26 protein-coding genes are annotated in these 26,992 nt (G+C 66.3%); 6 read left to right on the top strand and 20 right to left on the bottom strand.

Annotated elements, in window-relative coordinates; translation table 11 throughout:
- Nucleotide 1: 1 nt before the first annotated feature.
- A complete protein-coding gene (locus ACWIGM_RS07475) occupies nt 2–934 on the top strand; it encodes a LysR family transcriptional regulator (protein ID WP_454025255.1) in 933 nt (310 codons plus the stop codon).
- Here the strand turns inward: ACWIGM_RS07475 and ACWIGM_RS07480 are convergent.
- Nucleotides 912–1,799 carry a polysaccharide deacetylase family protein gene (locus tag ACWIGM_RS07480; RefSeq protein WP_454025256.1) on the bottom strand — a complete coding sequence of 296 codons (888 nt, stop codon included), beginning with the start codon at nt 1,797–1,799 and terminating at the stop codon, nt 912–914. The two genes, ACWIGM_RS07475 and ACWIGM_RS07480, sit on opposite strands and share 23 nt — an antisense overlap.
- A 19-nt stretch (nt 1,800–1,818) precedes the next feature.
- Entirely contained in the window at nt 1,819–2,481 is a 663-nt protein-coding gene (locus ACWIGM_RS07485; protein WP_454025257.1) for an FMN-dependent NADH-azoreductase, read from the bottom strand.
- Nucleotides 2,482–2,786: 305 nt separating this feature from the next.
- Between ACWIGM_RS07485 and ACWIGM_RS07490 the strand changes: the two genes are divergently transcribed.
- The 4 genes from ACWIGM_RS07490 to ACWIGM_RS07505 all read left to right on the top strand — a co-directional run bounded on the left by ACWIGM_RS07490 (nt 2,787) and on the right by ACWIGM_RS07505 (nt 7,388).
- Entirely contained in the window at nt 2,787–3,761 is a 975-nt protein-coding gene (locus tag ACWIGM_RS07490) for a BMP family protein (protein ID WP_454025258.1), read from the top strand.
- Between the two features lie 62 nt (nt 3,762–3,823).
- Entirely contained in the window at nt 3,824–5,356 is a 1,533-nt protein-coding gene (locus ACWIGM_RS07495) for an ABC transporter ATP-binding protein (RefSeq protein WP_454025259.1), read from the top strand.
- Nucleotides 5,353–6,450: an ABC transporter permease gene (locus ACWIGM_RS07500; RefSeq protein WP_454025260.1), complete on the top strand. Its 1,098-nt coding sequence runs from the start codon at nt 5,353–5,355 to the stop codon at nt 6,448–6,450. Before ACWIGM_RS07495 ends, ACWIGM_RS07500 begins: the two co-directional genes overlap by 4 nt.
- Nucleotides 6,447–7,388 (top strand): ABC transporter permease, encoded by a 942-nt coding sequence (locus ACWIGM_RS07505; protein WP_454025261.1) that lies wholly within the window; start codon nt 6,447–6,449, stop codon nt 7,386–7,388. The genes ACWIGM_RS07500 and ACWIGM_RS07505 overlap by 4 nt, the downstream gene beginning before the upstream one ends.
- A 109-nt stretch (nt 7,389–7,497) precedes the next feature.
- On the opposite strand, the gene ACWIGM_RS07510 is transcribed toward ACWIGM_RS07505, so the two are convergent.
- From ACWIGM_RS07510 to ACWIGM_RS07595, 18 genes are all read right to left on the bottom strand, one after another.
- Nucleotides 7,498–8,439 (bottom strand): HlyD family secretion protein, encoded by a 942-nt coding sequence (locus ACWIGM_RS07510; RefSeq protein ID WP_454025262.1) that lies wholly within the window; start codon nt 8,437–8,439, stop codon nt 7,498–7,500.
- Nucleotides 8,436–8,696 (bottom strand): DUF3302 domain-containing protein, encoded by a 261-nt coding sequence (locus ACWIGM_RS07515; RefSeq protein ID WP_454025263.1) that lies wholly within the window; start codon nt 8,694–8,696, stop codon nt 8,436–8,438. The genes ACWIGM_RS07510 and ACWIGM_RS07515 overlap by 4 nt, the downstream gene beginning before the upstream one ends.
- A 9-nt stretch (nt 8,697–8,705) precedes the next feature.
- A complete protein-coding gene (locus ACWIGM_RS07520) occupies nt 8,706–9,728 on the bottom strand; it encodes a DUF1254 domain-containing protein (RefSeq protein ID WP_454025264.1) in 1,023 nt (340 codons plus the stop codon).
- Nucleotides 9,729–9,746: 18 nt separating this feature from the next.
- Complete coding sequence (locus ACWIGM_RS07525; protein ID WP_454025265.1) at nt 9,747–11,156, bottom strand: DUF1254 domain-containing protein; 1,410 nt, start codon at nt 11,154–11,156, stop codon at nt 9,747–9,749.
- 453 nt (nt 11,157–11,609) lie between these two features.
- Entirely contained in the window at nt 11,610–12,317 is a 708-nt protein-coding gene (locus tag ACWIGM_RS07530; protein ID WP_454025266.1) for a L,D-transpeptidase, read from the bottom strand.
- 259 nt (nt 12,318–12,576) lie between these two features.
- On the bottom strand, nt 12,577–13,827 hold the full coding sequence (locus tag ACWIGM_RS07535; protein WP_454025267.1) for a hypothetical protein: 1,251 nt from the start codon (nt 13,825–13,827) through the stop codon (nt 12,577–12,579).
- Complete coding sequence (locus ACWIGM_RS07540) at nt 13,824–14,456, bottom strand: tetratricopeptide repeat protein (RefSeq protein WP_454025268.1); 633 nt, start codon at nt 14,454–14,456, stop codon at nt 13,824–13,826. The genes ACWIGM_RS07535 and ACWIGM_RS07540 overlap by 4 nt, the downstream gene beginning before the upstream one ends.
- The gene (locus tag ACWIGM_RS07545; protein ID WP_454025269.1) at nt 14,453–15,364 is read right to left on the bottom strand and encodes a VWA domain-containing protein; all 912 of its coding nucleotides are present in this window, start codon (nt 15,362–15,364) and stop codon (nt 14,453–14,455) included. The genes ACWIGM_RS07540 and ACWIGM_RS07545 overlap by 4 nt, the downstream gene beginning before the upstream one ends.
- Nucleotides 15,361–16,377: a VWA domain-containing protein gene (locus ACWIGM_RS07550; protein ID WP_454025270.1), complete on the bottom strand. Its 1,017-nt coding sequence runs from the start codon at nt 16,375–16,377 to the stop codon at nt 15,361–15,363. Before ACWIGM_RS07550 ends, ACWIGM_RS07545 begins: the two co-directional genes overlap by 4 nt.
- Before the next feature lie 3 nt (nt 16,378–16,380).
- Nucleotides 16,381–16,866 (bottom strand): DUF4381 domain-containing protein, encoded by a 486-nt coding sequence (locus ACWIGM_RS07555; RefSeq protein ID WP_454025271.1) that lies wholly within the window; start codon nt 16,864–16,866, stop codon nt 16,381–16,383.
- Complete coding sequence (locus ACWIGM_RS07560; RefSeq protein ID WP_454025272.1) at nt 16,863–17,864, bottom strand: DUF58 domain-containing protein; 1,002 nt, start codon at nt 17,862–17,864, stop codon at nt 16,863–16,865. Before ACWIGM_RS07560 ends, ACWIGM_RS07555 begins: the two co-directional genes overlap by 4 nt.
- 12 nt (nt 17,865–17,876) lie before the next feature.
- Nucleotides 17,877–18,860, bottom strand: coding sequence for an AAA family ATPase (locus ACWIGM_RS07565; RefSeq protein WP_454025273.1), 984 nt, complete (start codon nt 18,858–18,860; stop codon nt 17,877–17,879).
- A gap of 104 nt (nt 18,861–18,964) precedes the next feature.
- Nucleotides 18,965–19,924 carry a formylglycine-generating enzyme family protein gene (locus tag ACWIGM_RS07570; protein WP_454025469.1) on the bottom strand — a complete coding sequence of 320 codons (960 nt, stop codon included), beginning with the start codon at nt 19,922–19,924 and terminating at the stop codon, nt 18,965–18,967.
- Nucleotides 19,925–19,964: 40 nt separating this feature from the next.
- On the bottom strand, nt 19,965–20,966 hold the full coding sequence (locus tag ACWIGM_RS07575) for an HAD family hydrolase (RefSeq protein WP_454025274.1): 1,002 nt from the start codon (nt 20,964–20,966) through the stop codon (nt 19,965–19,967).
- A 117-nt stretch (nt 20,967–21,083) separates the two neighbouring features.
- Nucleotides 21,084–22,754: an arylsulfatase gene (locus ACWIGM_RS07580; protein WP_454025275.1), complete on the bottom strand. Its 1,671-nt coding sequence runs from the start codon at nt 22,752–22,754 to the stop codon at nt 21,084–21,086.
- Between the two features lie 104 nt (nt 22,755–22,858).
- Nucleotides 22,859–24,454 carry an arylsulfatase gene (locus ACWIGM_RS07585; RefSeq protein WP_454025276.1) on the bottom strand — a complete coding sequence of 532 codons (1,596 nt, stop codon included), beginning with the start codon at nt 24,452–24,454 and terminating at the stop codon, nt 22,859–22,861.
- A gap of 139 nt (nt 24,455–24,593) precedes the next feature.
- The gene (locus ACWIGM_RS07590; protein ID WP_454025277.1) at nt 24,594–25,427 is read right to left on the bottom strand and encodes a hypothetical protein; all 834 of its coding nucleotides are present in this window, start codon (nt 25,425–25,427) and stop codon (nt 24,594–24,596) included.
- Nucleotides 25,428–25,514: 87 nt separating this feature from the next.
- The gene (locus ACWIGM_RS07595) at nt 25,515–25,760 is read right to left on the bottom strand and encodes a hypothetical protein (RefSeq protein ID WP_454025278.1); all 246 of its coding nucleotides are present in this window, start codon (nt 25,758–25,760) and stop codon (nt 25,515–25,517) included.
- A 179-nt stretch (nt 25,761–25,939) separates the two neighbouring features.
- On the opposite strand from ACWIGM_RS07595, the gene ACWIGM_RS07600 reads away from it, so the two are divergent.
- On the top strand, nt 25,940–26,950 hold the full coding sequence (locus ACWIGM_RS07600) for a SphA family protein (protein WP_454025279.1): 1,011 nt from the start codon (nt 25,940–25,942) through the stop codon (nt 26,948–26,950).
- Nucleotides 26,951–26,992: the final 42 nt, after the last annotated feature.

Consider the following 26,992-nt stretch of genomic DNA (forward strand, 5'->3'; position numbering starts at 1 on the left):
CATGCGCAAGCTGCCCTCGCTCAACGCCGTGCGCGCCTTCGAGGCGACGGCGCGCCATCTCAGCTTCACCCAGGCCGCCAACGAGCTCTGCGTCACCGTGACGGCAGTGAGCCATCAGGTCCGCCATCTCGAAGCCGTGCTCGGCCTGAAGCTGTTCGAGCGCCAGGCCCGGGCGCTCGCGCTGACCGCCGCCGGGGAAACGCTGTTCCCGCTGCTGCGCGACGGTTTCGACCGGCTCGCCGACGCCTTCGCCCTGCTCGACGATTCACGCTCGGCCGACGCGGTCACCGTCTCGACCACGCGTGCCTTCGCCGAGCGCTGGCTGATGCCACGCCTGCACGCGTTCCATGCCGCCCACCCGGCGATCACGGTCCATATCGACGCCTCCGAGGAGGTGATGGATCTGAGGGCCGAGGGCATCGACCTCGCCATCCGCTATGGCGCGGTGCCAGCCGACCAGCGCCAGAACGTGCTGCTGGAAGACAGCTACATCGCCGTCGCCTCCGGCACTCTCTGCCCGGCCGGTCGCAGCTCGGGCATCGCCGATATGCTCGGCCGCCCGCTGATCGGCTATCGCTGGAAGAACCGCGCGCTCGAAACCCCGGACTGGCCGGCTTGGCTGGCGCAGGCGCTGCCGGGAAAGGTGCCGGACTTCCGCCAGTCCTGGTTCAGCGAGGAGACGCTGGCCTTGCACGCAGCCGATCGCGGGCTCGGCCCACTGCTGTGCAGCGATGTCCTCGTCGACGACGCCTTGCGCGACGGCAGCCTGGTGCGCCTCGACGGCGGCAGCCTGCCGGGCTTCGCCTTCCGACTGGTCGAGGGCGCGACGCCGCGCAAGCGCTCGACCGTGCTGTTCCGCGACTGGCTGCGCGCCGAGGCCGCTGCCTTCCGCAGGCGCGAAGCCCTGGAACTCACCCTGTCACGGGCTGCGTGAAATAGGGCAGCTCCTCGGTCCGGACCTGATATTCGCCGGCTGCGACCAGCCGCTCGACATGGCCGACGATCTCTTCCAGCGGCGCGAACCAGACCTGGCGCGTCGCTAACACCTGTTCGAGCCAGCGCTCGACCACGGCCCAACGCGCCAACCGCCCGGTCAGGAACGGGTGCCAGATCCCCATCCAGAAGCCACCGGCCTCGTATTGCGCCTCGAATTCGGCAAAGGAGGCGGCGAGGCCCTGCTCCGGCGGCTGCACCGGCATCATGTAGCCGATCTCGGCATAGTGCGCGAAGGGCGGCCAGTCATCCGAGCCCCAATGCGGCGGCACCTCATAGAGATATTTGCCGCCCGAACGCATCCGATAGGGGATGTCGTCGGCCATCAGCGAGGAATCATAGGAAAAGCCGTGTTCGATCAGGAGATCGATCGTCGCCTGCGTCGCATTGTAGACCGGCGCGCGATAGCCGCGCGGCGTGCGACCCGTCATCCGACGGTGGATGGCGAGCGCTTTCTCGAAGGCGCGGCGCTCGGCCTCCGGCGAGATCTCGGTCGGGTCCTCATGCAGATAGCCGTGATGGCCGATCTCGTGGCCACCGGTCAGGATCGCCTCGACGGCTTGCGGATAGCGCTCCATCGTCCAGCCCGGGATGAAGAAGGACTGCTTCAGGCCGAGCCGGCGATAGGTTTCAAGGATGCGCGGCACACCAACGGTCGGCCCGTAGCGCCCCATGGTGATCGGGTAGAGCCGGTTCCAGCTGTCTTTCGGTTTGGCGATATGGATCAGGCTGTCGGCATCGACGTCGAAGGTGATGGCGCAGGCGCAGCGCGCGCCATTCGGCCACGGGATCGGATTCTGGATCAAGGTGCTTTGCCTCCCCGCTCTACGCCGCTTCGGCGCGGCGGCCGGCGATGAGCTCGTCGACCAGCCCCGGCACCGCGGCATGCGCCTCGGCGATCGAGCGCTTGTGCCGGGCGTCGCCGAACTCCTGATAGTCGATCGCGATCGTATGGATCGACTCGACACCGAGATAGTGCGAGCAGGTCCGGATATGCGGGTCGAGCTGGTTCATGTCGGCGCGCACGCCGCCCGGCCCGAATCCGAACTCGCCGCGCGAGCTCAGCACCACCAGGGTCTTGCCGCTGAGGATCGGCTCCAGCGGAAAATCGCCACGCGCCAGGTCGAAGCTGAAGGTCTTGCCGATCCGGATGATCTTGTCGAACCAGGACTTGAGCTGCGCCGGCATGCCGTAATTATACATCGGCGTGCCCATCACGATGACGTCGGCGACAGCGAGCTCCGCGATCAGCTCGTCGGACAGAGCGAGTTCCGCCTTGTGCTGCGGGGTGCGGGCCTCCTCGGGCGTGAAGGCTGCGGCGACCCAGGCCTCGTTGAGGAAGGGCGGCGGATCACGCCCGACATCGCGGGCAATCACATTCGTATCGGGCTCGCGGGCGAGCCAGGCCTCGACGAAGGCCCTGGACAGGGCACGGCTGAGCGAGCGGTCGCCGCGGGCACTGGCGTCGAGATGAAGAAGCGTCGTCATGGCAGATCCTCATTGAGGCGGCAGGCCACCAGGCTCGCCGGTTGCAACGAAGATGGGTTGCCGCCCGTGGTCGCACCAACGAGTTTTTCTTCAGGGCTCTGAAGAGATTTTCATCACATTCCCCGGCGCCGCTAACTGCTTGCCGAAGCGCTGTTTTCCGACACTTCCGGCCATTCCAAGAATCTCTCAAGCCGGGTTGAGCAAATCTCACTTTCGCAGGCCGGGGCATGCTGCTGCCATCGTGCGGGATGGGCCGAAAACGATCCGAGGGGAGCCCAGTCCTCATTCCAGCACGGGAGATCAGCATGACCCTGACCAGGCGAGACATGACCGCAGCGCTCGCGGCGAGCGTCGGCCTCGCAGCCCTGCCGCGGTCGGCGCGCGCCGCCGGCGGGCAGCTCAAGGTGGCGATGGCATTGCCGGGCAGCATCGCCGACGGCGGCTGGAGCCAGTCGGCTTTCGAGGTGCTGGCTCAGGCTCGCACCGAGCTGCATGCCGAGACCGCCTATAGCGAGAAGGTGCACCAGCCGCAGCAGGTCGAGGTGCTCTCCGACTATGCCAGGCGCGGCTACAATCTGGTGATCGGGCATGGCGGCGAATTCCAGGATGCCGTCGACCGCGTCGCCGGCCGCTTCCCCCAGACGAGCTTCCTTGTCACCAACGGCCTTCGCCCATCGGCCAATGTCGCGACAGCCGATTTCCACTTCTCGCAGCCGGCCTATCTGCTCGGCTTCCTGGCGGCACGGATGAGCAAGACCGGCAAGGTCGGCATCATCGCGGCGCAGAAGTTCAAGTTCACCAATGACAGCGTCGCCGGCTTCGAGGCCGGCTTCCGCGCCGCCCGCAGCGACGGCCAGGTCGTCACCACCTGGACCGGCGACTGGGACGATGTCGCCAAGGGCAAGGAAGCCGCGGTCAACCAGCTCGCCCAGGGCGTCGACATCGTCTGGCCGACCATGGACAGCGCCACTGCCGGCAGCCTGCAGGCGGTGCGCGAGAAGGGCGCGATGGCCTTCGGCCTCTATTACGACGCCATCACTAAATGGCCGGATATCATGCTGCAATCGGCGATTCTCGACGTGCGCGGCCTGCTCTTCGCCATGCTGGCCAAGGCCAAGGCCGAGGGCATCGCCGGCCGCAACTACAAGTTCGACATCACCATGCCCCAGGCCGTCCGCCTCGGCAGCTTCGGCCCGAAGGTTCCGCCCGGGACCGTCGCCGAGATCGCAGTGCTGGTCGAGCGGATGAAGTCCGGCCAGCTCGCCGTCCAACCCGTCTGAACCGAAAGCAAGGCAAGGCCGGGCGCGCCGCAAGAGCGCGCCGGCCAGCCAGGGAGGATCGCATGGCAGTGTCCGAGCACGACTATCTCGTCATCGACGGCGTTTCGAAGGCGTTCGGACGTTTTCGGGCGCTGGACGGCGTCGACCTCACGGTCGCCAGGGCCAGCATCCATGCCGTTCTCGGCGAGAACGGTGCCGGCAAGACCAGCCTGATGAACGTGCTCTACGGGCTCTACCGGCCGGATGAGGGCGAGATCCGCATCGCCGGGCAGCCGATCGCGCTGCATTCCCCGGCCGATGCGATCCGCCACCGCATCGGCATGATCCACCAGCATTTCCATCTCGCCGAGGCGCTGAGCGTCACCGAGAACATCGTCCTCGGGCTCGGGAGACCGCTGGCGCGGCTGCGGCTGGCCGAGCACGCAGCGCGCATAGCCGAGATGAGCCGGCAGATCGGCTTCGAGGTCGATCCCACCGCCGAAATCTGGCGCCTGCCAATGGGGATGCGCCAGCGCGTCGAGATCCTGAAGGCGCTCTATCGCGGCGCCGACATCCTCGTCCTCGACGAGCCGACCTCGGTGCTGGCGCCGAGCGAGATCGATGGCTTCCTCGCCAGCCTTCAGCGCCTGCGCGCCGACGGCACCACCATCCTCTTCGTCACCCACAAGCTCGAGGAGGTCATGGCGGTCGCCGACGAGGCCTCGGTGATGCGCGCCGGCAAGGTCGTCGCGCGCCGGCGCATCATTGACACCTCGCCGCGGGAATTGTCGCATCTGATGATCGGGCGCGAGCTGACCGTAGAACCAGCGGCCCGCAGCACCAGCCCTGGCGCGGACCGCCTGGTGCTGCGTGACCTAGTCGCCGACAATGACCGCGGCACCCGGGCGCTCGACAAGCTCTCGCTCACCGTCCGCGCCGGCGAGGTGGTCGGCCTCGTCGGCATCGACGGGAACGGCCAGCGCGAACTCGCCGAAGCGATCACCGGGCTGCGGCCGCTGATCTCCGGAAGCATGGAGGCCGACGGCCGCGATCTCTGCCCGCTCGATGTCCGCTCCCGCCAGCGCGAGGCCAGGATCGGCTTCGTGCCCGAGGATCGCCACGGTACCGGCCTCGTGCTCGACCATTCGGTCGAGACCAATCTCGTCCTGCGCTCCTTCGATCTGCCGCCCGTCTCGCACCATGGTCTGCTCGACCGCACGACGATCGCGGCAACCGGCAAGCGGCTGGCGGCGGAATACGACATCCGCCTGCGCTCGCCCCGGCAAGTGGCGCGGGACCTCTCTGGCGGCAACCAGCAGAAGATCATCCTGGCGCGCGAGATCGAGGCCGCGCCGCGCATCCTCGTCATCGCCCAAGCGACCAAGGGGCTCGATCTCGGTGCCATCGCCTTCGTCCAGCGCCAGATCCTGGCGCAGCGTGAGAAGGGCGTCGCCATCCTCTACATCTCGACCGAACTGGAGCATGTCATGGAGGTCGCCGACCGTATCGACGTGATCTGCGCCGGCCGCATCACCGGCGAATTGACGCCGCAGGAGGTCAGCGCCGAGCGCATCGGGCTGCTGATGGCCGGCATCGCTACGGAGCGCGCGGCATGAGCACGCTTCTCGATATCGCCATCCACCTGCGCAGCCTCTGGGCGACGCTGCTCGCGCTGCTGCTCGGCGCCCTGCTGATCGGGCTTGCCGGACACGACCCGCTCACGGCCTATGCCGTGCTCTTCCGCGAAGGCTTCGCCGACTATTGGGGCTTCGCCAACACCCTGGTGAAGGCGAGCCCGATCGTACTCGCCGCCCTCGCCGTCTGCCTGCCTTATCGCGCCGGACTCTACAATATCGGCGGCGAAGGCCAGATCTATATCGGCGGCCTCTGCGCCACGCTGGCGGGCTTGAGCCTGCCGGATTGCCCGCCTTGGCTGGGAATTCCACTCGTGCTGGCGAGCGCCATGATCGGCGGAGCAGCCTGGGCCGCTATCGCCGGCGCCCTGAAGGCCTATCGCGGCGTCAATGAGGTCATCGTCACCCTGCTGCTCAACTTCGTCGCCATCCATGTCGTCAGCTACGCCGTCAGCGGCCCGCTTCTGGCGGAAGGGGCGCCCTATCCGTTCTCGGAGCAGTTACCTGCCAACCTGCACTTGCCGGTGCTGCTGCCGCAGACCGATGCCCATCTCGGCGCGCTCTTCGGCCTCGTGCTGGCGCTCGTCCTGCACGTTCATTTCAGCCGGACCAGCCATGGCCTCGCACTCGATGTGATCGGCCGCAACCCGCAGGCGGCGCGCTATGCCGGCATCGCTGTCGAGCGCCAGATCGTCGTCGCCATGGCGCTCGGCGGCGGCATCGCCGGTCTTGCCGGCGGGCTCGAAATCGTCGGCCTGAAATACCGGCTCTTCCATCTGTTCAGTGCCGGCTACGGCTTCGACGGCATCGTCGTCGCCTTCATGGCCGGCGCGCAGCCGCTACTGGTACCACTCGCCGGGCTGCTGATCGCGGCGCTCAAAGCGGGCTCCGGCAGCATGCAGCGCGCCATCGGCCTCGACGGCAGCATCGTCGAGGCGATCCTCGGCCTGGTGGTGATGACCGTCGCCGCCGGCCTCGCCTGGAAGCCGTCGCCGGCCTCGCTGCTCGCCTTCCTGCGCTCGAAACCGGCGCCGGCCGAGCCGATCAACCTCAGCCCGCGAAAGGCCGCGCCATGACCGATCTTGCCTTCGACGCCGCCTTCTTCGCAGCCTTGCTGGCCGCCTCCGTCCGCCTTGCCATGCCGATCGCCTTCGCCGCACTGGGCGGCGTCATCGCCGAGCGCAGCGGCGTCTACAACATCGCGCTGGAAGGGCTGATCCTAACCGGCGCGCTCGCCGCGGCCGCCGGAGCCCATGCGACGAGTATGCCCCTTATTGGCCTCGTCGCCGGCATCGCCGCCGGCGCGGTCGGCGGTCTCCTCGTCGCTCTGCTGACCGTGACCTTCCGGGTCAACCAGCTCGTTGCCGGCATCGCCGTCAACATCTTCTGCGCCGGGCTGACGGCGTTCCTCGCGCGGGCCGTCTTCGGTCTCACCACCAGCACCCAGGTGCCAGGCTTCCCGGCGCTCGATCTCGGACCGCTGTCGGGCTTGCCGATCGTCGGGCCGGCCTTGTTCGCGCATGACGCGCTGACTTATGTCTTCGTCGCGCTCTGCCTGCTCGTCACCGCCCTGCTCTTCCTGACGCCCTGGGGGCTTGCCCTGCGCGCGACCGGCGAGAACCCGCGCGCCGCCGACAGCGCCGGCCTGCCGATCCTCCGCATCCGCTATCTCGCCCTGATGCTCTCCGGCATGCTGGCGGCGCTCGGCGGCTGCCATCTCGTCCTGGCGCAGGTCCACATCTTCTCGGACGGGATGAGCGCCGGCAAAGGCTTCCTCGCGCTCGCCGCGATCATCCTCGGCCGCTGGCATCCGGCCGGCGTCGCGCTGGCCGCGCTGTTCTTCGGCCTCTGCGATGCGCTGCAGTTCCGCCTGCAGTTCGCCATTCCCGGCGTGCCTTACCAGATCTTCCAGATCCTGCCGTATCTGGTCTCGATCGCGGCGCTCGCCTGGACGATCGGGCGCTCGCGCCAGCCGGCGGCAGCGGGGCAAGCTTACATGCGCGAGCAGCGCTAGCTGCGCGCTTCCTGACGGCTACCTCGCGGGCGATGCCGCTGCCGACGGTGTCGGACTCTTTCGCGTCGATGATGCGGGTATGCGCGACAACGACCTCGGCCCGGCCCAATCAGAACGGATTGACGTAGTTGGTGATCGCGATCTGGCGCAGCAGCACCTTGCGGATCACATGCGCCACCTTGACGCGATCGGTGAAGATCGCCGCATCGCCGGCGCTGCCGGCCGGCAGCGAGCGAGCGAAGGCTTCGTCGTCGAGCTTCACCCGGACGACGAAGGGCGCAGCCTGCACGACTTTCGACACGACCGCGGTGCCGGAGGTTTGCACCTGACCGGTCGCGACGGCCTGGAGCACGCTCTCCACCTTGCCCGTCTGCACGGTTCCCGGCGCCCATTTGAAGGTGAGCTCGACCGGCTTGCCGGGCGCGAGATAGCGCGCGTCGACCTGGTTGATCTGGACGCCGACGATGGTGTCCGCGGTGTCGATGAAGGCCATCACCGGCGCCAGCGGCAGGTTGGTCACCCGCGCTCCCTTGCGCAGTGCGAGATTGGTGACGTAGCCGTCGGCCGGTGCACGCACCGTCGTCTTCTCCAGGTTCCATTTCGCGCCGACGAGCTGAGCCCTGAGCTGGTCCACCTCGGCCTCGCGCTGCTCGACGTCGAACGCCCTGCCCGTGCCGCGCGATTGGAGCTGTGTCATCTCGGCGAGCCGCGTCTCCTGGAATTTGAGTTGCGCCGCCAGCGCATCGACCTGCGACTGGAACGGCACCGGATCGATCCTGAACAGGACATCGCCCGCCTTGAGCGGCGTATTGGCGACAACGGGTACGTCGATCACCTCGCCCGCGACATCCGGCACGATCGCGACCGAGTTGCGCAAGACCAGCACCGGTCCCTGCGGCGCGCCCCAGCCCATCGGGATGAACAGCCCGATCAGCAACAGCAGGAAGACGAGGGCCGGCGAGATCTTCCAGAACAGGTTGAACGGCACGATCCTGAGCTTCACCAGAATGAAGAGCAGGGCCAGGTAGAGATTGAGCAGGACGACGATCATCGCGCCGCCTCCGCGTCATTCGAGCGGCGCGCCGGGCTGGTCGGCACGTCGACATAGGCCCAGATCAGGACGATCGGCCAGAGCACGAAGCCGAGGAAGAGCGTCACCCAGCCGCCGATGGCGACGGCGTCGGCCCAGGGATGGTTGCGGCGCCTGGCCACCATGCCCGGCCACATCGCCATGAAGACGATGACGAAGACCGTGCTGGCGACGAGCACGATGAGGACGATCCACGCGAAGATATCGAGGCCGGACATGCCGGAGACTCACTGCACCGGCTGCGGCTCGGGGAATTTCCAACGCCCGTTCAGGATCTCCGCCCGCGGACGATAGAGCCGCACCGTGTAGTTCCAGCCCTTCATCACCGGCAGGCAGTTCGGGACCTTGCCGTCGCAGCCGCCGAACTGGATGTCGACAGCGCCGTCCGCGCTCTTCTTCGCGGTGATGTTGTTCAGCGAATAGGCGTTGTAGGCGTTCTTCTCGTAATAGCCTTCGGCATTGTAGACGCTGACCGACCAGAAGGCGTCGACCGGCACAGCCCCGACCTTGAGCTTGTAGACGGTCGTGCCGTCGTTCTTCGGCGGAGTGAAGCTCAGATAGGTCGCGTCCTTGTCGGGGTTGCCACCCCAGCCCGCGGCGGTGACGATCAGATGGCGGATCGGATCGACCTGTCCTTTCTGGCCGAAGCCGTTCTTGAAGCCGCCGATTGTGGAGGCAAGCACCAGCAGGGCGTCGCGAACCTTCTTCTGGCTGGCTTCGTCCCAGTTCGGCGCTTCGAATTTGCCGGGGCTCTTCTGCCCGACCTTGAGCGCGTCCTGCAGCGCATGGACCTGCTGGAGGTCCTTGGGATCATTGGGGTCAACCAGCGTGCGCACGCCGACCATGACATAGCGCGTGCCGGCCTTGGCCCGCGTCAGCGTGACCGGGCCGGGCTTGTAGACGACGAGCGGCACGTAATGGTCTTCGTTGATGACCTGCAGCGACATGAAGCGCTTGCCGGCGTCCGGCAGGGTGATCGTCACCGAGCCGGCATCGAGATCGAACACCGCGCTGGAATAGAGCGTGTCGCGATTGAGGCGAATGACGCTCTGCTTGTCGACATCGGCCGGCGTGCGGTTGTGGACGAACTTGCCCAGCCCTCCGTCCCGGACGCTCCGGTTCATATAGAGATCGGATTCCGCCCGCGGAAAATTGTCGACCGTCACCGGAACGGCGGTTTGCGCCTGGGCGAGCGCGCTCGTCGCAAGCAGCGCAGTCAGACCAAAACAGTGCCTGCCGTAAGCGATCATCACCGGTCTCCGTTTGGTTCAGGGATTTGCGACCTTCTCGACGTCGGGCAGCACCCAGCTCTTGTCGAACAGCGCCTTGGTCGGCGCGTAGGCGCGGAACATCAGTTCGAACTTGCGCGCCGGATCGGTCGGCACCCAGTTCGCCTCTTTGCCCACCGGCGGCTTCGGCCCGAAATAGACCTCGATCGAGCCGTCGGCGTTCTTCTGCATCTCGGGGATCTGGGATGAACGGCTGGCGCGCGGCATGCCGCGGATCAGCGCATGCGTCTGCCGGTCATAGGCCGTCACCGACCAGTATTGCTCGACCGGCGCCTTGGGCGGCACGGTCAGCCGATAGGTCTTGCCACCGTCGAAGGCGTCGCCGTCCTTGTCCCGGATCGAGATCAGATAGAACTGGCCGGCGCCGAGCCGCTTGATGCCGATATAAGCGTAGCTGTAGGCGAGGCCGCGCAGGTCGATCAGATAGAAATTGGCATCACTGTAGCCCTCCTGCGCCGCCTTGATCAGTTCGGGGGGCGCCGGGAAGCTCCAGCGGCTCGCCGGCGAAAAGAACGGCGGCAGCCCGGCATCGTATTTTTTCTCCAGCCACTCGCCCCCCTCCTTCGCAGCGGAGGCCAGCAACGCCGTCGTCGCCTCATTCGGCCGGTGGGGTTTTCCCTTCTCGATGCCGATCGACTTGAGCTGGTCGATCATTGCCCGGTCGCGCGGCAGCCAGGGCTCAGCCTGCACGATCCGGTCGAGATGCGTGAAGAAGCTCGCGTCGTAACGGATCGTCGAGTCGAAGCTGACGTCCTTGACGTCGCTGAACACCGTCGCCGGGGGCTTCGCCGCCTGCGCCAGCGGATAGACCTTCATCCGCTTGCCATAGGCGATCGACTTGGCGACGTCGGCCTCGCCATGGCTCTTCAGGTTCGAGCGGAGCAGCATGTAGCCGCCGAACGTATCGGATTGCAGCGGGATATAGCCGCGCGGCGGCTTGCCCTTATAGCCCGGCGGCAGGACGAGGTATTTGCCGCCCTTGCCCTTGTCGGCGCCGAGCAGCCCGGCATCTTCGAGCGGCATTTGCCAGATCGTGACGATATTGCCGTTGAACGAGCCGTTCGCATCGCCGGGCGGCAGATCGAGCACGATCGGCCCATCCTTCGTATTGAAGAAGGCCATGAAATAGAGCGCGTCGGGATTGGGCGTCAGCGTCTGGTTCTGCGAGTCGAGCGGGCGACCCCAGTAGATGACCTGATGCACCTTGCCCGGCGTCTTGTTCAGCATCTCCTGGAGCATCAGGTCGTAATTGACCGCCGGTATGCCCCAGATCAGGGCCTCGACTGCGCGCCGCTCGACCAATCGACGTTCGAGATCGCCGGGCGCCGGGCTTTGCGCCTGCGCGGTCGCGGCGAGCAGCGCGAAGGCGACGGCAAAGACCGCTCTCATCATGAACTCCCGCCAGTGGTCCGAACGGAGTTGCATTTGCCGGAGGCCGGCTTTGCACTCTCGGTTCATGCCCTAACGGAAAAACTCGCATGCGCCGCCCCAGCGCTTAAGGCTGTAACGGTTACGGTACGGAACAGCGGCGTGGCATTCGCTCTCGCCCATTGCAATGAGCTGCATCAGGTCGACGGGTTGAGCGACAGCAGCGGGCGATTCTCTCCTACATGAGATCAGCCGGCGCGTGGCTATGGCGAAACGATGCGCACCAGCCCCGCCGTGCTCTGACGGGGCCAGTCTTGCCGCTGGCCGAGGTTTTTCTCCGGATCGGCAGGTTATCGGCGGGTGCTTGGTGCTCGCGGACCGCGGCGCGCCCCGAAGGCGCCAGATTGCCGGTGCGAGACGAGCTTGGGCGCTGCCTGAGCCGGCAGCGCCTGGATCGGGGCTGACGCCGTCGCCTCAGGCCGCCAGCACCACCACCTTCGTCTTGACCGGCGTGTTGTTGTACAGGTGGATCATGTCCTGCGTGAGCAGGCCGATGCAGCCGCTGGTGATGCCGTTTCCGATCGATTCCGCGTCGAGCGAGGCGTAGATCGTATAGAGCGTGTAGGCGCCGTTCTGATAGAGATGCAGCGTGCGTGCGCCCAGCGGATTGTCGAGGCCGCCGGGCATGCCGCGGGCGTATTTGGCCGCTTCCGGCTGGCGCTTGATCATCTCCTTGGGCGGCGTCCAGGTCGCCCATTCGGACTTGCGCCCGACATAGGCGTCGCCGTTCCAGCGGAAGCCGTCGCGGCCGACATTGGCGCCGTAGCGGGTGGCGGTTCCGCCGTCCTCGACGCGATAGACATAGTAATTGCCGGGATCGACGATGATCGTGCCGGGCGCTTCCTTGGTGTCGTAGGCGATCGTCCGGCGGAAATATTTCGGGTCTACATGGGTGACGTCGATCGCCGGGATCGGGAACTTCTCCTCAGGCACCGGCCCGTAGAGCTTCTGCGCCTCGGCGAGGCTCATGCCGTCGGTGGTGCAACCGCCGAGCCCGAGCGCGCCGAGACCGGCGGCCGCGCCGGCCAGGAAGGAGCGGCGGCTGAGGAGGCCCGCCCGGCGCCCGAGCAGGGCGATCTCGTGCATCTTGCGGGCATCGGCATTGCTATCGTCGATGATCATGTTCCTGGACTTCCCATGTCCTGCTGCCCGGCGAGAGACTACTCCGGCATACATCGGCTGAATGTCTTGGCGCGGCGGAGATTGCCGGCACATGGCCCGGCTGGCAAGCTCTGGCTTTCGCTGCGCGGCGCTTGCTGCACACCAGAGCCGGTAAAGTCGCGCAGTCTCGCTTCGCGCTGAGCCCGACAAAAAGGGAGATCACGGCATCAACCGGCCGGCGCGCCATGCCGCTCGTTCCTGCGCGCTGCAAAGCGCTTGTTCACGCCAATGGGTTGAGCGGAGGCAACGGACTGCGCGCGCCTTGGCGAGGACGGTCGGCGCGCGGCCACGTCGAAACAGCGCGCGCAAGCTCTCTTCCGTTCCGCCTGGTCCAGCCACCGCCGCCGAACACTGCGTGTTCGAGCTCAGCCAGATGCGGCGCCACGCGCCGGTTTTCACGCAATTCTTTCCGATCAACCGCTGCCAGCCGGCCACGCCAGATGGCGAGGGCGCGATAGCTCGCCGCAGGCTCGCCGCTCCGTGCAGCTCGCCACAACTGCAAGCGCGCAGGCCACTCCGCCTCGCCGAGCCGGACAGCTGCTTGCCGCCAGGCCGCGCGCAGGGCGAATGCGAGCAGCGCGATCACGGCCAGAGCGGCCGCTCCCGAGCCCAGATACCAGAGGACCGAGCTGGCGGACTGTTCCGGCCGCGCCGGCTGCGCTGCGGCTGCGACCGTCACCGTCAGCCCCGGCAGCGTTTCGGTCCGCGCCTGCCTGTCGGCCATGCTCCACCATGGCTGCGCTAGCGCCGGCAGCTCGAAAGTGCCCGGCTTCTCGAAGACATAGGTGACCTTGTCGGTGCGATGGCCTTCGACGCTGCCACGATTGCTGCGGTCCTCGATGACCGGCGGATCGACGTAAGTCCGCACCCCGTCCGGTGCCTGGAAGCGGAACTCGGCCATGCCGAGCGCCGGGACGCCAGCGGCCTGGCGCCGGATCGTCCGGACCACCGCGTCTCCGATCCGAAACCGATGCCCATCAGGCTGCGGCGACCAGCTCTCGTTCGCGCTCACGCTGTCGGCGACGAGCACCGGACCGGACGGGTCGACGCCGGCCGGCACGCTGACGCTGAAGCGCATCGCGGTGCCCGAGGCCGATCCCGCCGGATCGCCGTCGCGAGCGAGCAGCGTGACCACCGGTGCCGGCACGGCGATGTCGCCGCCGCGCCGCGGGAAGACGATGAACTCGAAGCTCTGGCCGACATAGTCCCGGCTGTTGATCCGATCACTCAGGGTGGTTGCCTGCGTCTCGAAGCGCAGGATCTGGGCGCCGGCCGCTTCCGGCACGTTGACGAGAGGCGGATGCGGCATCTCGCCGGGGAACAGCACGGCGACGTTGAGCCGGACGGGCTGTCCGATCACGATCCCTTCCGTCGGATCGAGCGTCGTACGGATGATCGGTGGCGCGGCTGGCGCCTGCGCGAACGCGATGATCGGGAAGGCCATGAGCAGAAGCAGGGCAAGGGCTCTCATGGCGCCGCTCCCGGCTGCGTGCCGAGCTGATAGGCGAACTTTGCCCGCAGGAAATCCGCGGGCTTCGTCTGCACGCGCTTCAGCCAGAGGGCGCGCACCGACTCGTCAGACATTAGCTTCTCGCCCTCGACCGTCGAATCCTCGCCGCCCCTTTTTGTCTTGTCGAAGACGATCTCGTCGGCCTTGGTGTCGGTGTTTCCGGTCTCGCCGCCTTGCGTCTTCTTCCGCTCGCCGCGGATACGGGCGATCTCGCGGTTGGTCAGCGCAGCTTGCCACGCGGGGCGCAACGCCAGCGCCCGATCATAGCGCTTCATCGCGTCATCATACTGGCCGAGCATCACCAGCGCGTTGCCCTGGTCGAAGGCGCCTTCGGCCGTGTCGCGGGCGGCAAAGGACTGGGCAGCCTCCTTGAACTCCCCCGCCCGGAACAGCGCGACACCACGCCAGAGTGGATCGCGAAAAGCCTTCGCAGCATCGGCCGAGCGTTTCTCGCTCATCAGCAGGCGGCCGCGCTGATCCGGCGTCAGCCAGAGATCGCGAAAGCCGAGTTGATACCACGCCACCAGCAATGCCAGAGCCGCCAGGCAGGTAATGGCCGCATAAGGCGAAAAATTGCGGGAGCGGATCATGCCAGCACCCAGCCGCGCCGGAACCAGAGCAGGACCAGGAGGGCCAGCATCGGCACCAGCCAATAGCCGGCCTCCCGCCAATGCTCGCCCTCGCCGGTGACGCCGGCTGCACTGTCGCCGCGGTCGAGGCGGCGGACCACCGCTGCAATGTCGGACTGGTCGGGCGTGGTCGCGACCACCGTACCGCCAAGCACCTTTGCCGCCTCGACGAGCCCGGCAGCCGCAGCCCCAGGACCCTGCAGCCCAAGGATCGTCACCATCGGTGCGCCCACCGGTTGCACGGCAATGTCCGCTGTGGCCGCATCGGCCAGGAGCAGGATCGATCCACCCTGGCCGGTTCCCGCCAATGCGCGCCTGGCCAAGGCGAGCGCGCCGGCAAGATCGTTGCCGGCCTTCGGCATGATCTCGGGCACGAGCGCCTTGGCGAGATCCAGCACCACGGCACTGTCCGGCGTCAGCGGCAGCACCAGATGGGCGGAGCCGGCATAGGCGATCAGCGCCGTCGAAGCGCCTTCGCGGGCCGCCAGGACATCGGCGAGCTTCTGTCTGGCGCGGTCGAGCCGCGTCGGCGCAAGGTCCTCCGTCAGCATGGAGGGCGTGACCTTGAGCACGACCGCGACCGGCGGCTTGGCGTCCGCGAAAGGCGATGGCTCGCGCTGCCAGGCAGGGCCTGCAATCGCGACGGCCGCGGCGACAGAGCCGGCGAACAGCCAATCGGCCGGGACGATCCGCGCACGCTGGTCGTTCCCGCTCAGGAGATGGGGGAGCAATTCCGGATCGATGACGCGGCGCCATTGCAGCACGGGATCGGAATTGCGCCGCGCCGCCAGCCAGAGAATGGCGGCGGGGATCAGCGCCAGCAGCCAGAAAGGCCGCTCGAAATGGAAGGCGGCGAGCGCGTCCATCATGACCGCGCCTCCGCCATCCCGGCCGATCCGGCAGGTGCCATGCGGCGATACCGGCGGGCGATGCCGAGCGCCTGCGCCAGCAAAGTCAGAACCAAAGCCGCGGCCAGCGGTATCCAGTAGACGTCGCGTCGCGGGCGAAAGCTGACGCTGTCGATGCGGCGCGTCTCGATCGCGTCGAGGCGCTGATAGATCTGGGCGAGCTGGGCTCGGTCCAAAGCCCGGAAGAAGCCGCCGCCGGTCGTCGCCGCGACTTCCTTCAGCGCGGCTTCGTCGAGCTTGTCCTCGCCGGCCGCCTGCGGGTCACCGACCACGACCGTATGAATGACGATGCCCTTGTCCTTCGCAACGCGGGCAGCCTCGGCTGGCGGCACCTTGCTCAGCGTATCGTTGCCGTCGGTCAGCGCGATGATCGTCTTCGCCTTGACCGTGCTGTGGGCGAACAGGCCGATGCCGAGGCCGATCGCATCGCCGAAGGCCGTGCGCGGCCCGGCCATGCCGACGGCGGTGTCCTGCAGCATGGCCCGGCAGAGATCGAGATCGGTGGTGAAGGGCACGAGCGCAAACGGCGCATCGCCGAAAACGACGACGCCGACCCGGTCGCCCTTGCGACGCGACAGGAAATCGTCGAGCACCTGTTTCACCGCGGTCAGCCGGTTGACCGTCTTGCCGGACGCGTCCACGAAGTCGCGCGTATCCATTGAGCCGGAGAGATCGACCAGCAAGAGCAGGTCGCGCGTCGGCAGGTCGCGATGCAGCGGCGGCTCGATCCATTGCGGCCGGGCGAGCGCCGCCAGGACGAGCAGCCAGACCAACGCCAGCACGACGAGGCCGCCGGGCTTCCGCCTTGCCACGACACCGCCCGAGAAGGGGGTCTGGCCGCTGAGCCGGGCCAGCCTGTCGAAGAAGGGCACGGTGAGGCCGGCGCGCTGCTCGGCATGCGCCGGCAGTCCGAACCAGACGAGCAGCGGCAGCGGGAGAAGCAGCGCGATCCAGGGATAGGCGAAGGCGAGCATCAGTCACGCCTCCTTCGCCAAGCGACCACGCTGCCCGCGGAGCCAGGCCTTGGCCTGTACGACGAGCGCGCTCGAGCCTATCGCGGACGAGGCAGCATGCGAGACGAATACGCCTGCCAGGCGCGTCGTCAGATTCGCCGTCTGAACACCTGCCGGCGTGGTCCGCGTGATGAAGCTGGCCCAGCCCGAACCAGTCAGCGACGCCACCTCCTCGCGGCCATAGGCGATGATCGCCGCACGCTTCAGGATGGCCGAGACCGCTTCATCGATCACACCGTCGCTTTGCGACAAGGCTTCGATCTCCGCGGTGGCGCTCCGCAGATAAGCATCGGTCCGATAGCGCCGCAGCGCGCGCCAGCCGGCCACTGCCAGCATAGCGGCGGCCATCCCACCGACGATCCAGATACCCGCAGCGGGTGGCCAGAACGAGATCGGATCCGGCAAGGTCAGATCGGCCAGGTTGGCGAGATCGCCGGGATCGCTGCTCATGGCGCGCTCCCGCCGAGGCGGCCCAGCCTCTGCGCCTGGCGCCGGCCGATCAGCTCGCGCAATTGCACGGCGATATCGCGCTCGGTCGAGATCGGCAGCACCGGAATGGCCCGATTGCGCGACAGCGCCGCGAGCCGCGCGCGCCATTGCGTACGCTCCTCGCCGAACCGCCTGCGAAGCATAGCCGACGAAACGTCGACCTCGATCTGTGCCGGGCCGGCGCTGAAGATCGCGAGGCCGAGATCCGGCAGCTCCTGCTCGAGCGGATCATGGATGAAGACTGCCAGCACGTCGCTATGGGCGCACAGACGCGTCACCAGGCGCTGGGTTTCGCCATCCTCGCCGGTGACGTCGGAGATCAGGCAGATCAGCCCGTCATGAGCGACCATCCGGGCCGCCGCGGCGAGCGCCTCGTTGAGCCGCGCTGCGCCTTGCCCAGCCGCCGCGGGAGGTTTCAAGGCAGCGTTCTGGCGGGCAACCTCCGAGAGGACACGAACCGCGCCATGGTCCCGGCCTTGCGGACTCACGGTGACGATGCCGTCATCGCCGAAGACCACGGCGCCGACGCGGTCACCCAGCGAGGTCACCCGCCAGGCCGCGAGCGCCGCGACCTCCGCGGCGGCGACGGACTTCATCATCCGCCGGCTGCCGAAGAACATCGTGCTGCGCTGGTCGACGAGGAGCAGCACCGGCCGGTCGCGCTCCTCCGAATAGACCCGGACATGCGGGCTGCCGAGCCGGGCCGTCGCCAGCCAGTCGATGGTGCGGGTGTCGTCGCCCTCGAAATAGTGCCGCAATTCCTCGAAATTCAGGCCACGCCCGCGCAGCCGCGAGGCGTGACGGCCGGCCAGCAGGCTGTGCACCGGTTGGCGCGGCAGGAAACTGAAGCCGCGGGCGCGATGCTTGAGGCGAAGGAGATCGTCAAGGCTCACAAAGGCGCGCGCCTCGCTCGCCTTCCTGCGCTCGCTCACTCTTGCCCGCTCTCGCATCAGCGCCATAGCGCCTCTCCGCTAGATCGCGACAGCGACCTGCCTAACCACCTCGTCGAGCACCGCATCCGCATTGACGCCGTCGGCGCCGGCCTCGTAGGCGAGCGCGACGCGATGCCTGAGGCAGTCGTGCACCACGGCCTGCACGTCCTCGGGCGTGACGTAATCGCGCCCCTGAAGCCAGGCATGGGTCCGCGAGCACTTGTCGAGCGCAAGCGAGCCGCGCGGGCTCGCACCGACCGCGATCCAGCTCTTGAGATGCTCGCCGAACTCGGCCGGCCGCCGCGTCGCGGCGATGAGCGCGACCATATAGGTCTCGACGACCTCCTTGGTCGTGACCCGATCGATCTCCGTCCTGGCCAGCATGATTGCAGCCTGCGGAATCTTCGCAGGCGCTGGAGCGGGGCCGGCAGACGCCGCCGCATTCTCGGAGCGGACGAGCCGCATCACCTTCACTTCGTCGGCGTCGGAGGGATAGTCGATCCGCACATGCATCAGGAACCGATCCATCTGCGCTTCGGGCAGCGGATAGGTGCCTTCCTGCTCGATCGGGTTCTGCGTCGCCAGCACCATGAACAGCGGCGGCAGATCGTAGCGCTTGCCGGCGACGGTGACGTGCCGCTCCTCCATCGCCTCGAGCAGGGCCGACTGCACCTTGGGCGGGGCACGGTTGATCTCGTCGGCGAGGATGAGGTTGCCGAAGACCGGCCCCTTGCGGAACTCGAACTGGCCGTCGGCGCGCAGGATCTCACCGCCGGTCACGTCCGAGGGCAGCAGGTCGGGTGTGAACTGGATCCGGCTGAACTCGGATTCGAGGTTCTTCGACAAGCTCTTGATCGCCCGGGTCTTGGCGAGGCCGGGAAGTCCTTCGAGCAGCACGTTGCCGTTGGCGAGCAGCGCGATGACGATGCGCTCGACGACCTTTTCCTGGCCGATGATGTCCTGGTTGATCCGGTCCTGAAGCTCCCGGACGGCGTCGCGTGCACTCGGTCCGGCTCCGTCCATTGTCCAATCCCCGGAGACACCGACAGATGCGCCGGTCCGATGATTTGGGCGACAGGCTCCCGCGAAGTCAGCCCTGTTACGGTTACGGGCCGCCGGGAAGATCGTCAGCCGCGCTCGCGCAGGACGCAGCGGAAGCCGACATGGCTGGTCGAGGTGTCGACCGGCTCGGCATGGCGCGCCGCCGGGCGATAGCGCCGGCAATAGCTCGGCGCGCATAGATGCGAGCCGCCCTTGAGCACCTTGCGCGGGATGCGGACCCTCGGCAGGCGGGGATCGTAGCTCTCGGCCTCCGGCCCTCCCCGCGGATTCTGCGGCACGCAGCACGCCTTCGGCGCATCGGCCTGGTGACGCACGGACCAGAAATCCGTGGTCCACTCCCAGACATTGCCGATCATGTCGTGGAGGCCGTAGCCGTTCGGCGGGAAGGTCCCGACAGGTGAGGTCCGGGCCCAGCCGTCCTCCTTGGTGTTCTCGTGCGGGAAATTGCCCTGCCAGACATTGGCCATGTGGCGGCCCTCAGGCATCAGTTCGTCGCCCCAGGCGAATTCGGCGTCCTCGCGCCCGCCCCAGGCCGCGAATTCCCATTCCGCTTCGGTCGGCAGCGCCTTGCCCACCCAGGCCGCATAAGCCTCGGCGTCGCGATAGGCGACATGCACGACCGGGTGGTCGTCGAGGCCCTTGATCGAGGAGCCCGAGCCATAGGGCTTGCGCCAGTTCGCGCCGAACTTGAAGGTCCACCATTGCGACCAGTCGCGCAGGTCCACCGGATGCATCGGCGGGTTGAACATCAGCGAGCCCGGCTGCAGCATATGCGGCAACGCGTCGGGATAATCTTTCGGATCGGGCGGAATCTCGGCGTAGGTGACGTAGCCCGTCGCCTCGATGAAGGCGCGGAACTGGCGGTTGGTCACCGGCGTCTCGTCGATCCAGAAGCCGTCGACGCTGACGCGATGGCTCGGCGCCTCCTCGGCATAGTGCGCGTCCGAGCCCATGCGGAAGCTGCCGCCCTCGATCCGCACCATGCGGTCCGTGATCGCCTTGGCCTCCCCGACTGCGGCGTTCATCATGGTTCGCGCGCCTCCGATCGCTGACCCGTCGCCATAGTCACGGCTTGCTTGGGAAGATGGTCTTCCAGTCGGTTTTCATGTCGACGATGGTCCAGCCCTTGGCTCGGCCTTCGTCCAGTGCCTTGTCGAGCTTGCCGATATGCGAGCTGCGATCATAGGCCCATTCGCGCTCGGCGTCGGTATGGTGGACGATCAGGGCGAGCCTCGCACCGTCTCCGGCGGTCGTATATTGCAGCATCTGCAGGTCGCCGTCGGAATTGCCAAAGGCGAGGATCGGGCGGCGACCGATGAAGCGGTTGATACCGACCGGCTTGCCCGGCCCGTCGTCGATGAACTCGACCTTTGCTTCCTTGAACAATGCGGGCTTGCCGTTCGCGCCCGGCCGGAACTTGACCACGCCGGACGAGCCCACGACCTGCTCGGGCGGGATGCCATAGACCTTCTCGGCGAAGACTCGCATGAACTCGACGCCGCCGCCGGAGACGATGAAGGTCTTGAAGCCGTTGGCACGCAGATGGCGCAGCAATTCGAGCTGCGGCTGGTAGACCATCTCGTCATAGGGCCGCTGTTTTGTCGGATGCCGCGCCGAGGAGAGCCAGCTGCGCACGAGCAGCGCGAAATCCTCGGTCGTCATCCCGGAATGGGTCGTCGCCATGACCTGCATCAGGCCCTTGTTGTGGTCGGCGGTGAGCCCCTTGAGATCGCGGGCGAGCACCGAGCGATAGGGCTCCTTGGTCTTCAGCGCCGGATTTCCATTGGCGAGCCGCTTGACCTCGTCGAAGGCGAAGAGAAGCTGGAAATAGGCCGGCTGCTCGGCCCAGAGCGTACCGTCATTGTCGAAGGTCGCGATGCGCTCCTCGGGCTTCACGTAACCGGGCCCGCCCTCCTGCGTCACCGTCCTGACGAAGTCGAGAATGGCCGATTTGGACTTGCCGTCGTTCCAGGAGGGCAGCGGGTCGGTCTGCGCGAGGACGCCGGCGGGTGCAAAGCCGAGCAATGCGAACACCGCCACTGCAAGAATCGTACGAAGCTTCGACATCGAATTCCCCGCGATCTTGGCAAGCGGGCGCAACGCGCCTACGAGCACGCGTCTCGCCGCAACTGGCTCCCATGACCGCGACGATCGGGTGTCGCGGCCATGGCCTGCGATTAGCTGCTAGCGTGGACGCAGCCGCTCCAGATCACCAAGCCGCTTCAGCGCGGACTGCTGCTGCAGCAGCCCGTAATTGATCCCGGCGGCATTGAGAGAGCTGCCCGTCTGATACGGATACTCTCCGAAATCAGAGAAGAACTGCTTCACCTGGGCCTGGATCGGCACGAGCAACCACATTTGCTGGCCGAGGAATTTGGTGGCTTCGCCACCTTCCTTCATGCCGCGCTCGTAGGGGTCCATCCGCAGATTGGTGATCGACGCCCAAGATGTGACCTCGCGCGTGGCGGTTGCGATATTGCCCTCGCTGTTGACGGCAAAGCTTACCTTCCAGTCATTCCAGCGTACGGCGTTCAAATTCCCGCCCTGGTCGAAGTAGAAGACCGTTTCGCGTGGTCCCTTCTTCGCCTCGCCCTTGAAATAGGGAAGGAAATTGTAGCCATCGAGGTGGACCTTGAAGGTCTTTCCGCCCGCTTGGAAGCCGCTCTTCATCTTCTCTTTGATGTCCGGCTCTCCAGCTGCGGCACAGAAGGTCGGGAACCAGTCCATCAGCGTGATCGGGTCGTTGAATTGCGTGCCGGGCTTAACCACTCCGGGCCAGCGCACCATCATCGGGATGCGGAAGCCGCCCTCCCAGGTCGTCCCCTTCTCGCCCCGGAAAGGGGTCATCGCGCCGTCCGGCCAAAGCGCGATCTCGGCGCCGTTGTCGGTCGTGTACAGGACAATCGTGTTGTCGGTGATTCCGAGATCATCGAGTTGCTTGAGCAGTTGCCCAACATGACCATCATGCTCGACCATGCCGTCCGCATGGATGCCCATGCCGGTCTTGCCCATCGATTCCGGCTTGAGGTGGGTGAAGACATGCATGCGGGTGGAGTTGAACCAGCAGAAGAACGGTTTGCTGGCCTTGGCTTGGCGATCGATGAAATCCTTCGCCGCAGCCAGGAATTCCTCGTCCACCGTGGGCATACGCTTCGTGTTCAGCGGCCCGGTATCCTCGATCTTGCCGTCCGCCGAGGTCTTGAGCACGCCACGAGGACCGAACTGCTTTCGGAAATTCGGGTCCTTCGGATAGAAATAGCCCTCGGGCTCCTCCTCGGCATTGAGGTGGTAGAGGTTGCCGAAGAACTCGTCGAAGCCGTGCCGGGTCGGCAGATGCTCGTCACGGTCGCCGAGATGGTTCTTGCCGAATTGCCCTGTCGCATACCCCCGAGTTTTGAGCGCGTCGGCTATCGTTGGCATCCAGTCCTGGATACCGTGCGGGTCGCCGGGCATGCCGATCGTCAGCAGTCCTGTCCGGAAAGGCTCTTCGCCGATGATGAATGACGCACGGCCCGCCGTGCAGCTTTGTTGCCCATAGGCATCGGTAAAGATGGCTCCCTCGCTCGCGATCCGATCGATGTTCGGCGTGCGATAGCCCATCATCCCCATGGTGTAGGCGCTGATCTGCGGAACGCCGATATCGTCGCCAAATATGACGAGGATGTTGGGCGGGCGGCCGGGCGCGGTGGCAGGCCGAGGGGCGGGCGCCGGCTGCTGCGCCTCGGTGCGCGAGCCAATGGCCGCTGCCGTTACCAAGGCCGTGCCCGACAGCAGGATCCTGCGCCGGTCGAGATTGGATGAGGATTGTGCGGTCGCGGTCGGCTCCTGCTCTTGCGAAGTCGGATGCTTGTCCATTGCCCTGTTCCTCTGCTGTGAAAACCCGTTTCTTGATCGCCATGCAGTAGGCTGTCAGAGCCGGAGCGGCTTGTTGGCCGCCCCGGCCGCTCACGCGAGGGCCGCTATTTCGATGCCCGGCTCGCGGCCGTATCGAGGTTCTTCATCAACGCATCGACCATCTGGTCGACGCTGAAGCTCGCCGGGCGCTGGCTCGGCGGGTAGTCCTTGAAGGTCTGGAGGAAGGGCGCGACTTTGTAGACGCCGTACTGGATCAGGTAGGCGTTCTTCGCGAGCCAGTCATAATACTGGTCGGAGACGACATCCGCCCGCTCCATCGGATCCATGCGCAGGTTGAACACCTTTGGTGCGCGCAGGCAGGTGAACGGGTTGGCCCAGACGGTGAACCCACCAGGCGCGCGCTGTTCGCAGAACACGATCTTCCAATCGTTGTAGCGATAGGAAACCAGTTCGCCGTCATCGTTGAAGTAGAAGAACTCGTTGCGGGCGGATTTCGGCTGCTGGCCGGTGAGATAGGGCAGCTGGTTGTAGCCGTCGAGATGGACCTTGGCCTGCTTGCTGCCGAGCGCCGTCCCCTTGGCCAGCTTGTCCTTGATCTCGCCATCACCCGCCGCCGCGACCAGCGTCGGGAACCAGTCGAGGCCCGAGATCATCTCGTTCGAGACCTCGCCCGCCTTGACCTTGCCGGGCCAGCGGATCATCGCCGGCACACGGAAGGCGCCTTCCCAGTTCGTGTCCTTCTCGGAACGGAACTGCGTCGTCGCCGCATCCGGCCAGGACCACTGGTTCGGGCCATTGTCGGTGGTGTAGACGACGATGGTGTTGTTGGCGATGCCGAGATCGTCGATCGCCTTGAGCAGTTTTCCGACATCCCCGTCGTGCTCGATCATGCCGTCGGCATAGTCGTTGCCGGGCATGCCGCTCTGGCCCTTCATCGACTCGCGCACATGGGTGAAGGCGTGCATGCGCGTCGTGTTCATCCAGGTGAAGAACGGCTTGTTGGCCCTCACCTGGCGCTGCATGAAGTCGATCGCGCCGGCAGTGGTTTCGTCGTCGACCGTTTCCATCCGCTTGCGGTTCAGCGGTCCCGTGTCCTCGATCTTGCCGTCGGCCGACGACTTGAGCACGCCGCGCGGTGAATTGGCCTTCACGAAAGCCGTGTCGTTCTTCGGGTAATAGGGCCTCTCGGGTTCTTCCTCGGCGTTGAGATGGTAGAGGTTACCGAAGAACTCGTCGAAGCCATGCCGGGTCGGCAGGTATTCGTCGCGATCGCCGAGATGGTTCTTGCCGAACTGGCCAGTGGCGTAGCCGAGCGGCTTCAAGGCCTCCGCGATCGTCACATCGCGATCCTGCAGTCCCACCGTCGCTCCAGGGATGCCGACCTTGCACAGGCCGGTGCGCAGGCAGACCTGCCCGGTGATGAAGGTCGAACGCCCGGCCGTGCAGCTGTTCTCCGCGTAATAGTCGGTGAACATCATGCCTTCCTTGGCGATGCGGTCGATGTTCGGCGTCCTGTAGCCGACCAGGCCGTGCGAATAGGCGCTGATGTTCGACTGGCCGACATCGTCGCCGAAGATGACGAGGATGTTCGGCCTGGCCGAGCTCGGCTGGCTGGGCGCTGGTTGCGCCTGCGCCGGCATCGCCGACAGGCCAAGCCCGACCACGAGGCCGACCGCGGCAAGGAATTTATGGCGTCCCATGAAACACTCCCGGTTGCGGATCCGTCGCCGGGCACTGCGCGTCTTCAAGAGCGCAGGCCCAGGCGCGCGACGCCGGGAAGGTCGCACGCGGGTACCGGGCGCTTAAGGCTGTAACTGTATCGCCGGACCGACCGCAGCCTCAGCGGGCTGCGACCACCGCTGAAATCGATTTCACTGCATTATCGGCGAGATCGTCGATCAGCTCGAAGCAGGGCGTCGCCTTCGCCAGGAAGTCACGGAAGTCCGAGGCCAGGACTTCGCCATTGCGCAGATCGCTGAAGCGCCAGGAGTAGCGGCGGCGCTCAACCAGCGGCCGCACCGCGATATCGAGCGAATAGGTCTCGCCGGGATGGGCGAAGAGTTCCTGGATGGCATCGGACGCTGCGCTGCGTTCCACCGAGGGCACCACCAGTGTCTTGAAGTGCGCCTTGCGCAGGAGCGGGAGCAGCGCGTCGGTGAAGAGTTCGCCACGCAGCTCAGTCGCGGGATCGGCCCGGTCGGAATGGTCGTGAATGACCACGGCAGCCGCTGCTCCGTCCGGCGCGACGGCGGCCAGGGTCTCGCTTTCGCCCGCAGTCCCAGGCGACCAGGCGAATGTCGGGACATAGCATCCGCGCGGTATCGTGATCCTGACGCGATCCTCCAGCCCCGCGCCTTCATAATAGGCGGTCAGGGCAGAGCGCAGGCGCGTCGCCTCGATGCGCACGATGGGATCGATCGTCGGATCGAAGCTGTCGTCCCGCCCGAAGACATCGACGCCGATCGAATAGGCCTTGATCCGATCGGATCGCCCTTCAATCGTCTGCGTCACGACAAAACTGAGAAAACGTCTGTTACGCTCGGATATCCGCAGCGATTCGGCTTCAACTAACGCTTGGAGAGCCAACAGTACTTCACCAGGCGGAGGCTCTTCGCCTTGCGCCGATATCTTTTCGTCCATTGCCTCGCCTCCAAAGCCTGGATCGAAAAACATCTCTCGCCGATCGACGTAACAATGGCGCAACCATAGATGGATTGACAAGGCGCGCGCTCGTGCTCGTTCGTCGCGAGAGCGATAAGGTTAGGAAATTCTTTCGAGGATGTCTTGCTCTGTCGCCGCAGCGAGCGCGTTGTATTCCTCGGTGCGTTCCCGGCCGATGGCTGCCGGGGATTTCGCCCAGTAGGCAGCAGCCTCGCAGGCGGCCTCATAGGCCTCGCACAGTTCTACCAGGCGGGGATCGTGGCCGCATTTCTCGCGCAGGGCAGCCCGCCGGTCCGGCCAGCGCAGCATCAGGCGGGCGAGTCCTCGTCTTTGCGCCTGTTCCATGGCCGGGTGTCCGTCGCACCGTGAGGCGTACAAAAGCATATACGCTCGGAATCTTGCTGCAGATGCAGTCGTTACAGTTGCAAGGCCAGCTGGGCCGCTCACCCCTGCATTTACCTCCGCAACTTGACGCTCCCGGCTGAATCATCGGACGCTCCGTCTTCGTGACGGGGGCGTAGATCATGAAGCGATTCCGAACCGCTCTCCTTGGCGCGACGGCTTTTCTCGGCGCCGGCTTGACCCACACCCAGCTCGCAGCGACCGAAGGCGGCGCCAGTCTCTATCTCCCGGGCTTGCATGGGCCCGGCGCCGGCATGCTGCCGCCACCCGGCTTCTACTTCGAGAATGATTTCTATTCCTATTCCGGCCGCCTCTCCGCGCGAACACAGACGCAGCTCGGCGGCGCCGTGCTCGCCAACGTCAACGTCGAGGCGCGCGCCAATTTCATGACCCCGACCTGGGTCACGCCGCTCGAGATCTTCGGGGGCAACCTCGCCTTCGCCGTTTCCGTTCCCTTCGGTACCCCGCGGATCAGCGCCGGCGCCGTGGTCGCCGCGCCGCGTCTCGGCCGCGCCATCGGGGTCAGCGCCCACGACGCCACCTTCAATCTCGGCGACCCGATCGTCTCCAGCTTCATCGGCTGGCATGCCGGCAATTTCCACTGGCAGGTCGGCGGCTCGCTCAGCATTCCCGCCGGCGCCTACCAGGACGGCGAGCTCTCCAACATGGCCTTCAACCGCTGGATCGGCGACGTTTTCGCCGCTGCCACCTGGCTCGACCCCAAGATCGGCCTCGACATCTCCGCCACCGTCGGCTTCGAGATCAACGGCAAGAACAAGGATACCGACTATCGCAGCGGCAACGCCTTCCACGCCGATCTCGCGATCACCCAGTATCTCAGCAAGGAATTCTCGATCGGCGTGATCGCCTCGCATTACCAGCAGGTCAGCGGTGATGGCGGCAGCGGCGCGACGCTCGGCCCCTACAAGGGCCGCACCACAGCCGTCGGCGGCACGATCGGCTATAATTTCAGCGTCGCGGGGACGCCGGTCGCGGCCCGGCTCAAGGTGCTGCGCGAGGTCAGCGTCGAGAACCGGCCGCAGGGTACGATCGCCCTGATCAGCCTCGCCTTCCCGCTGGGGCATGTCGCAGCTCCGGCCCCGTCGCCGGAGCCGAAGGTCGTCAAACACTGACGCGCCCGCGCATCACCATCGCCGATGGGAGTAGGCTTCGGC

The sequence above is a fragment of the Allobosea sp. NPDC055332 genome (assembly GCF_053645455.1).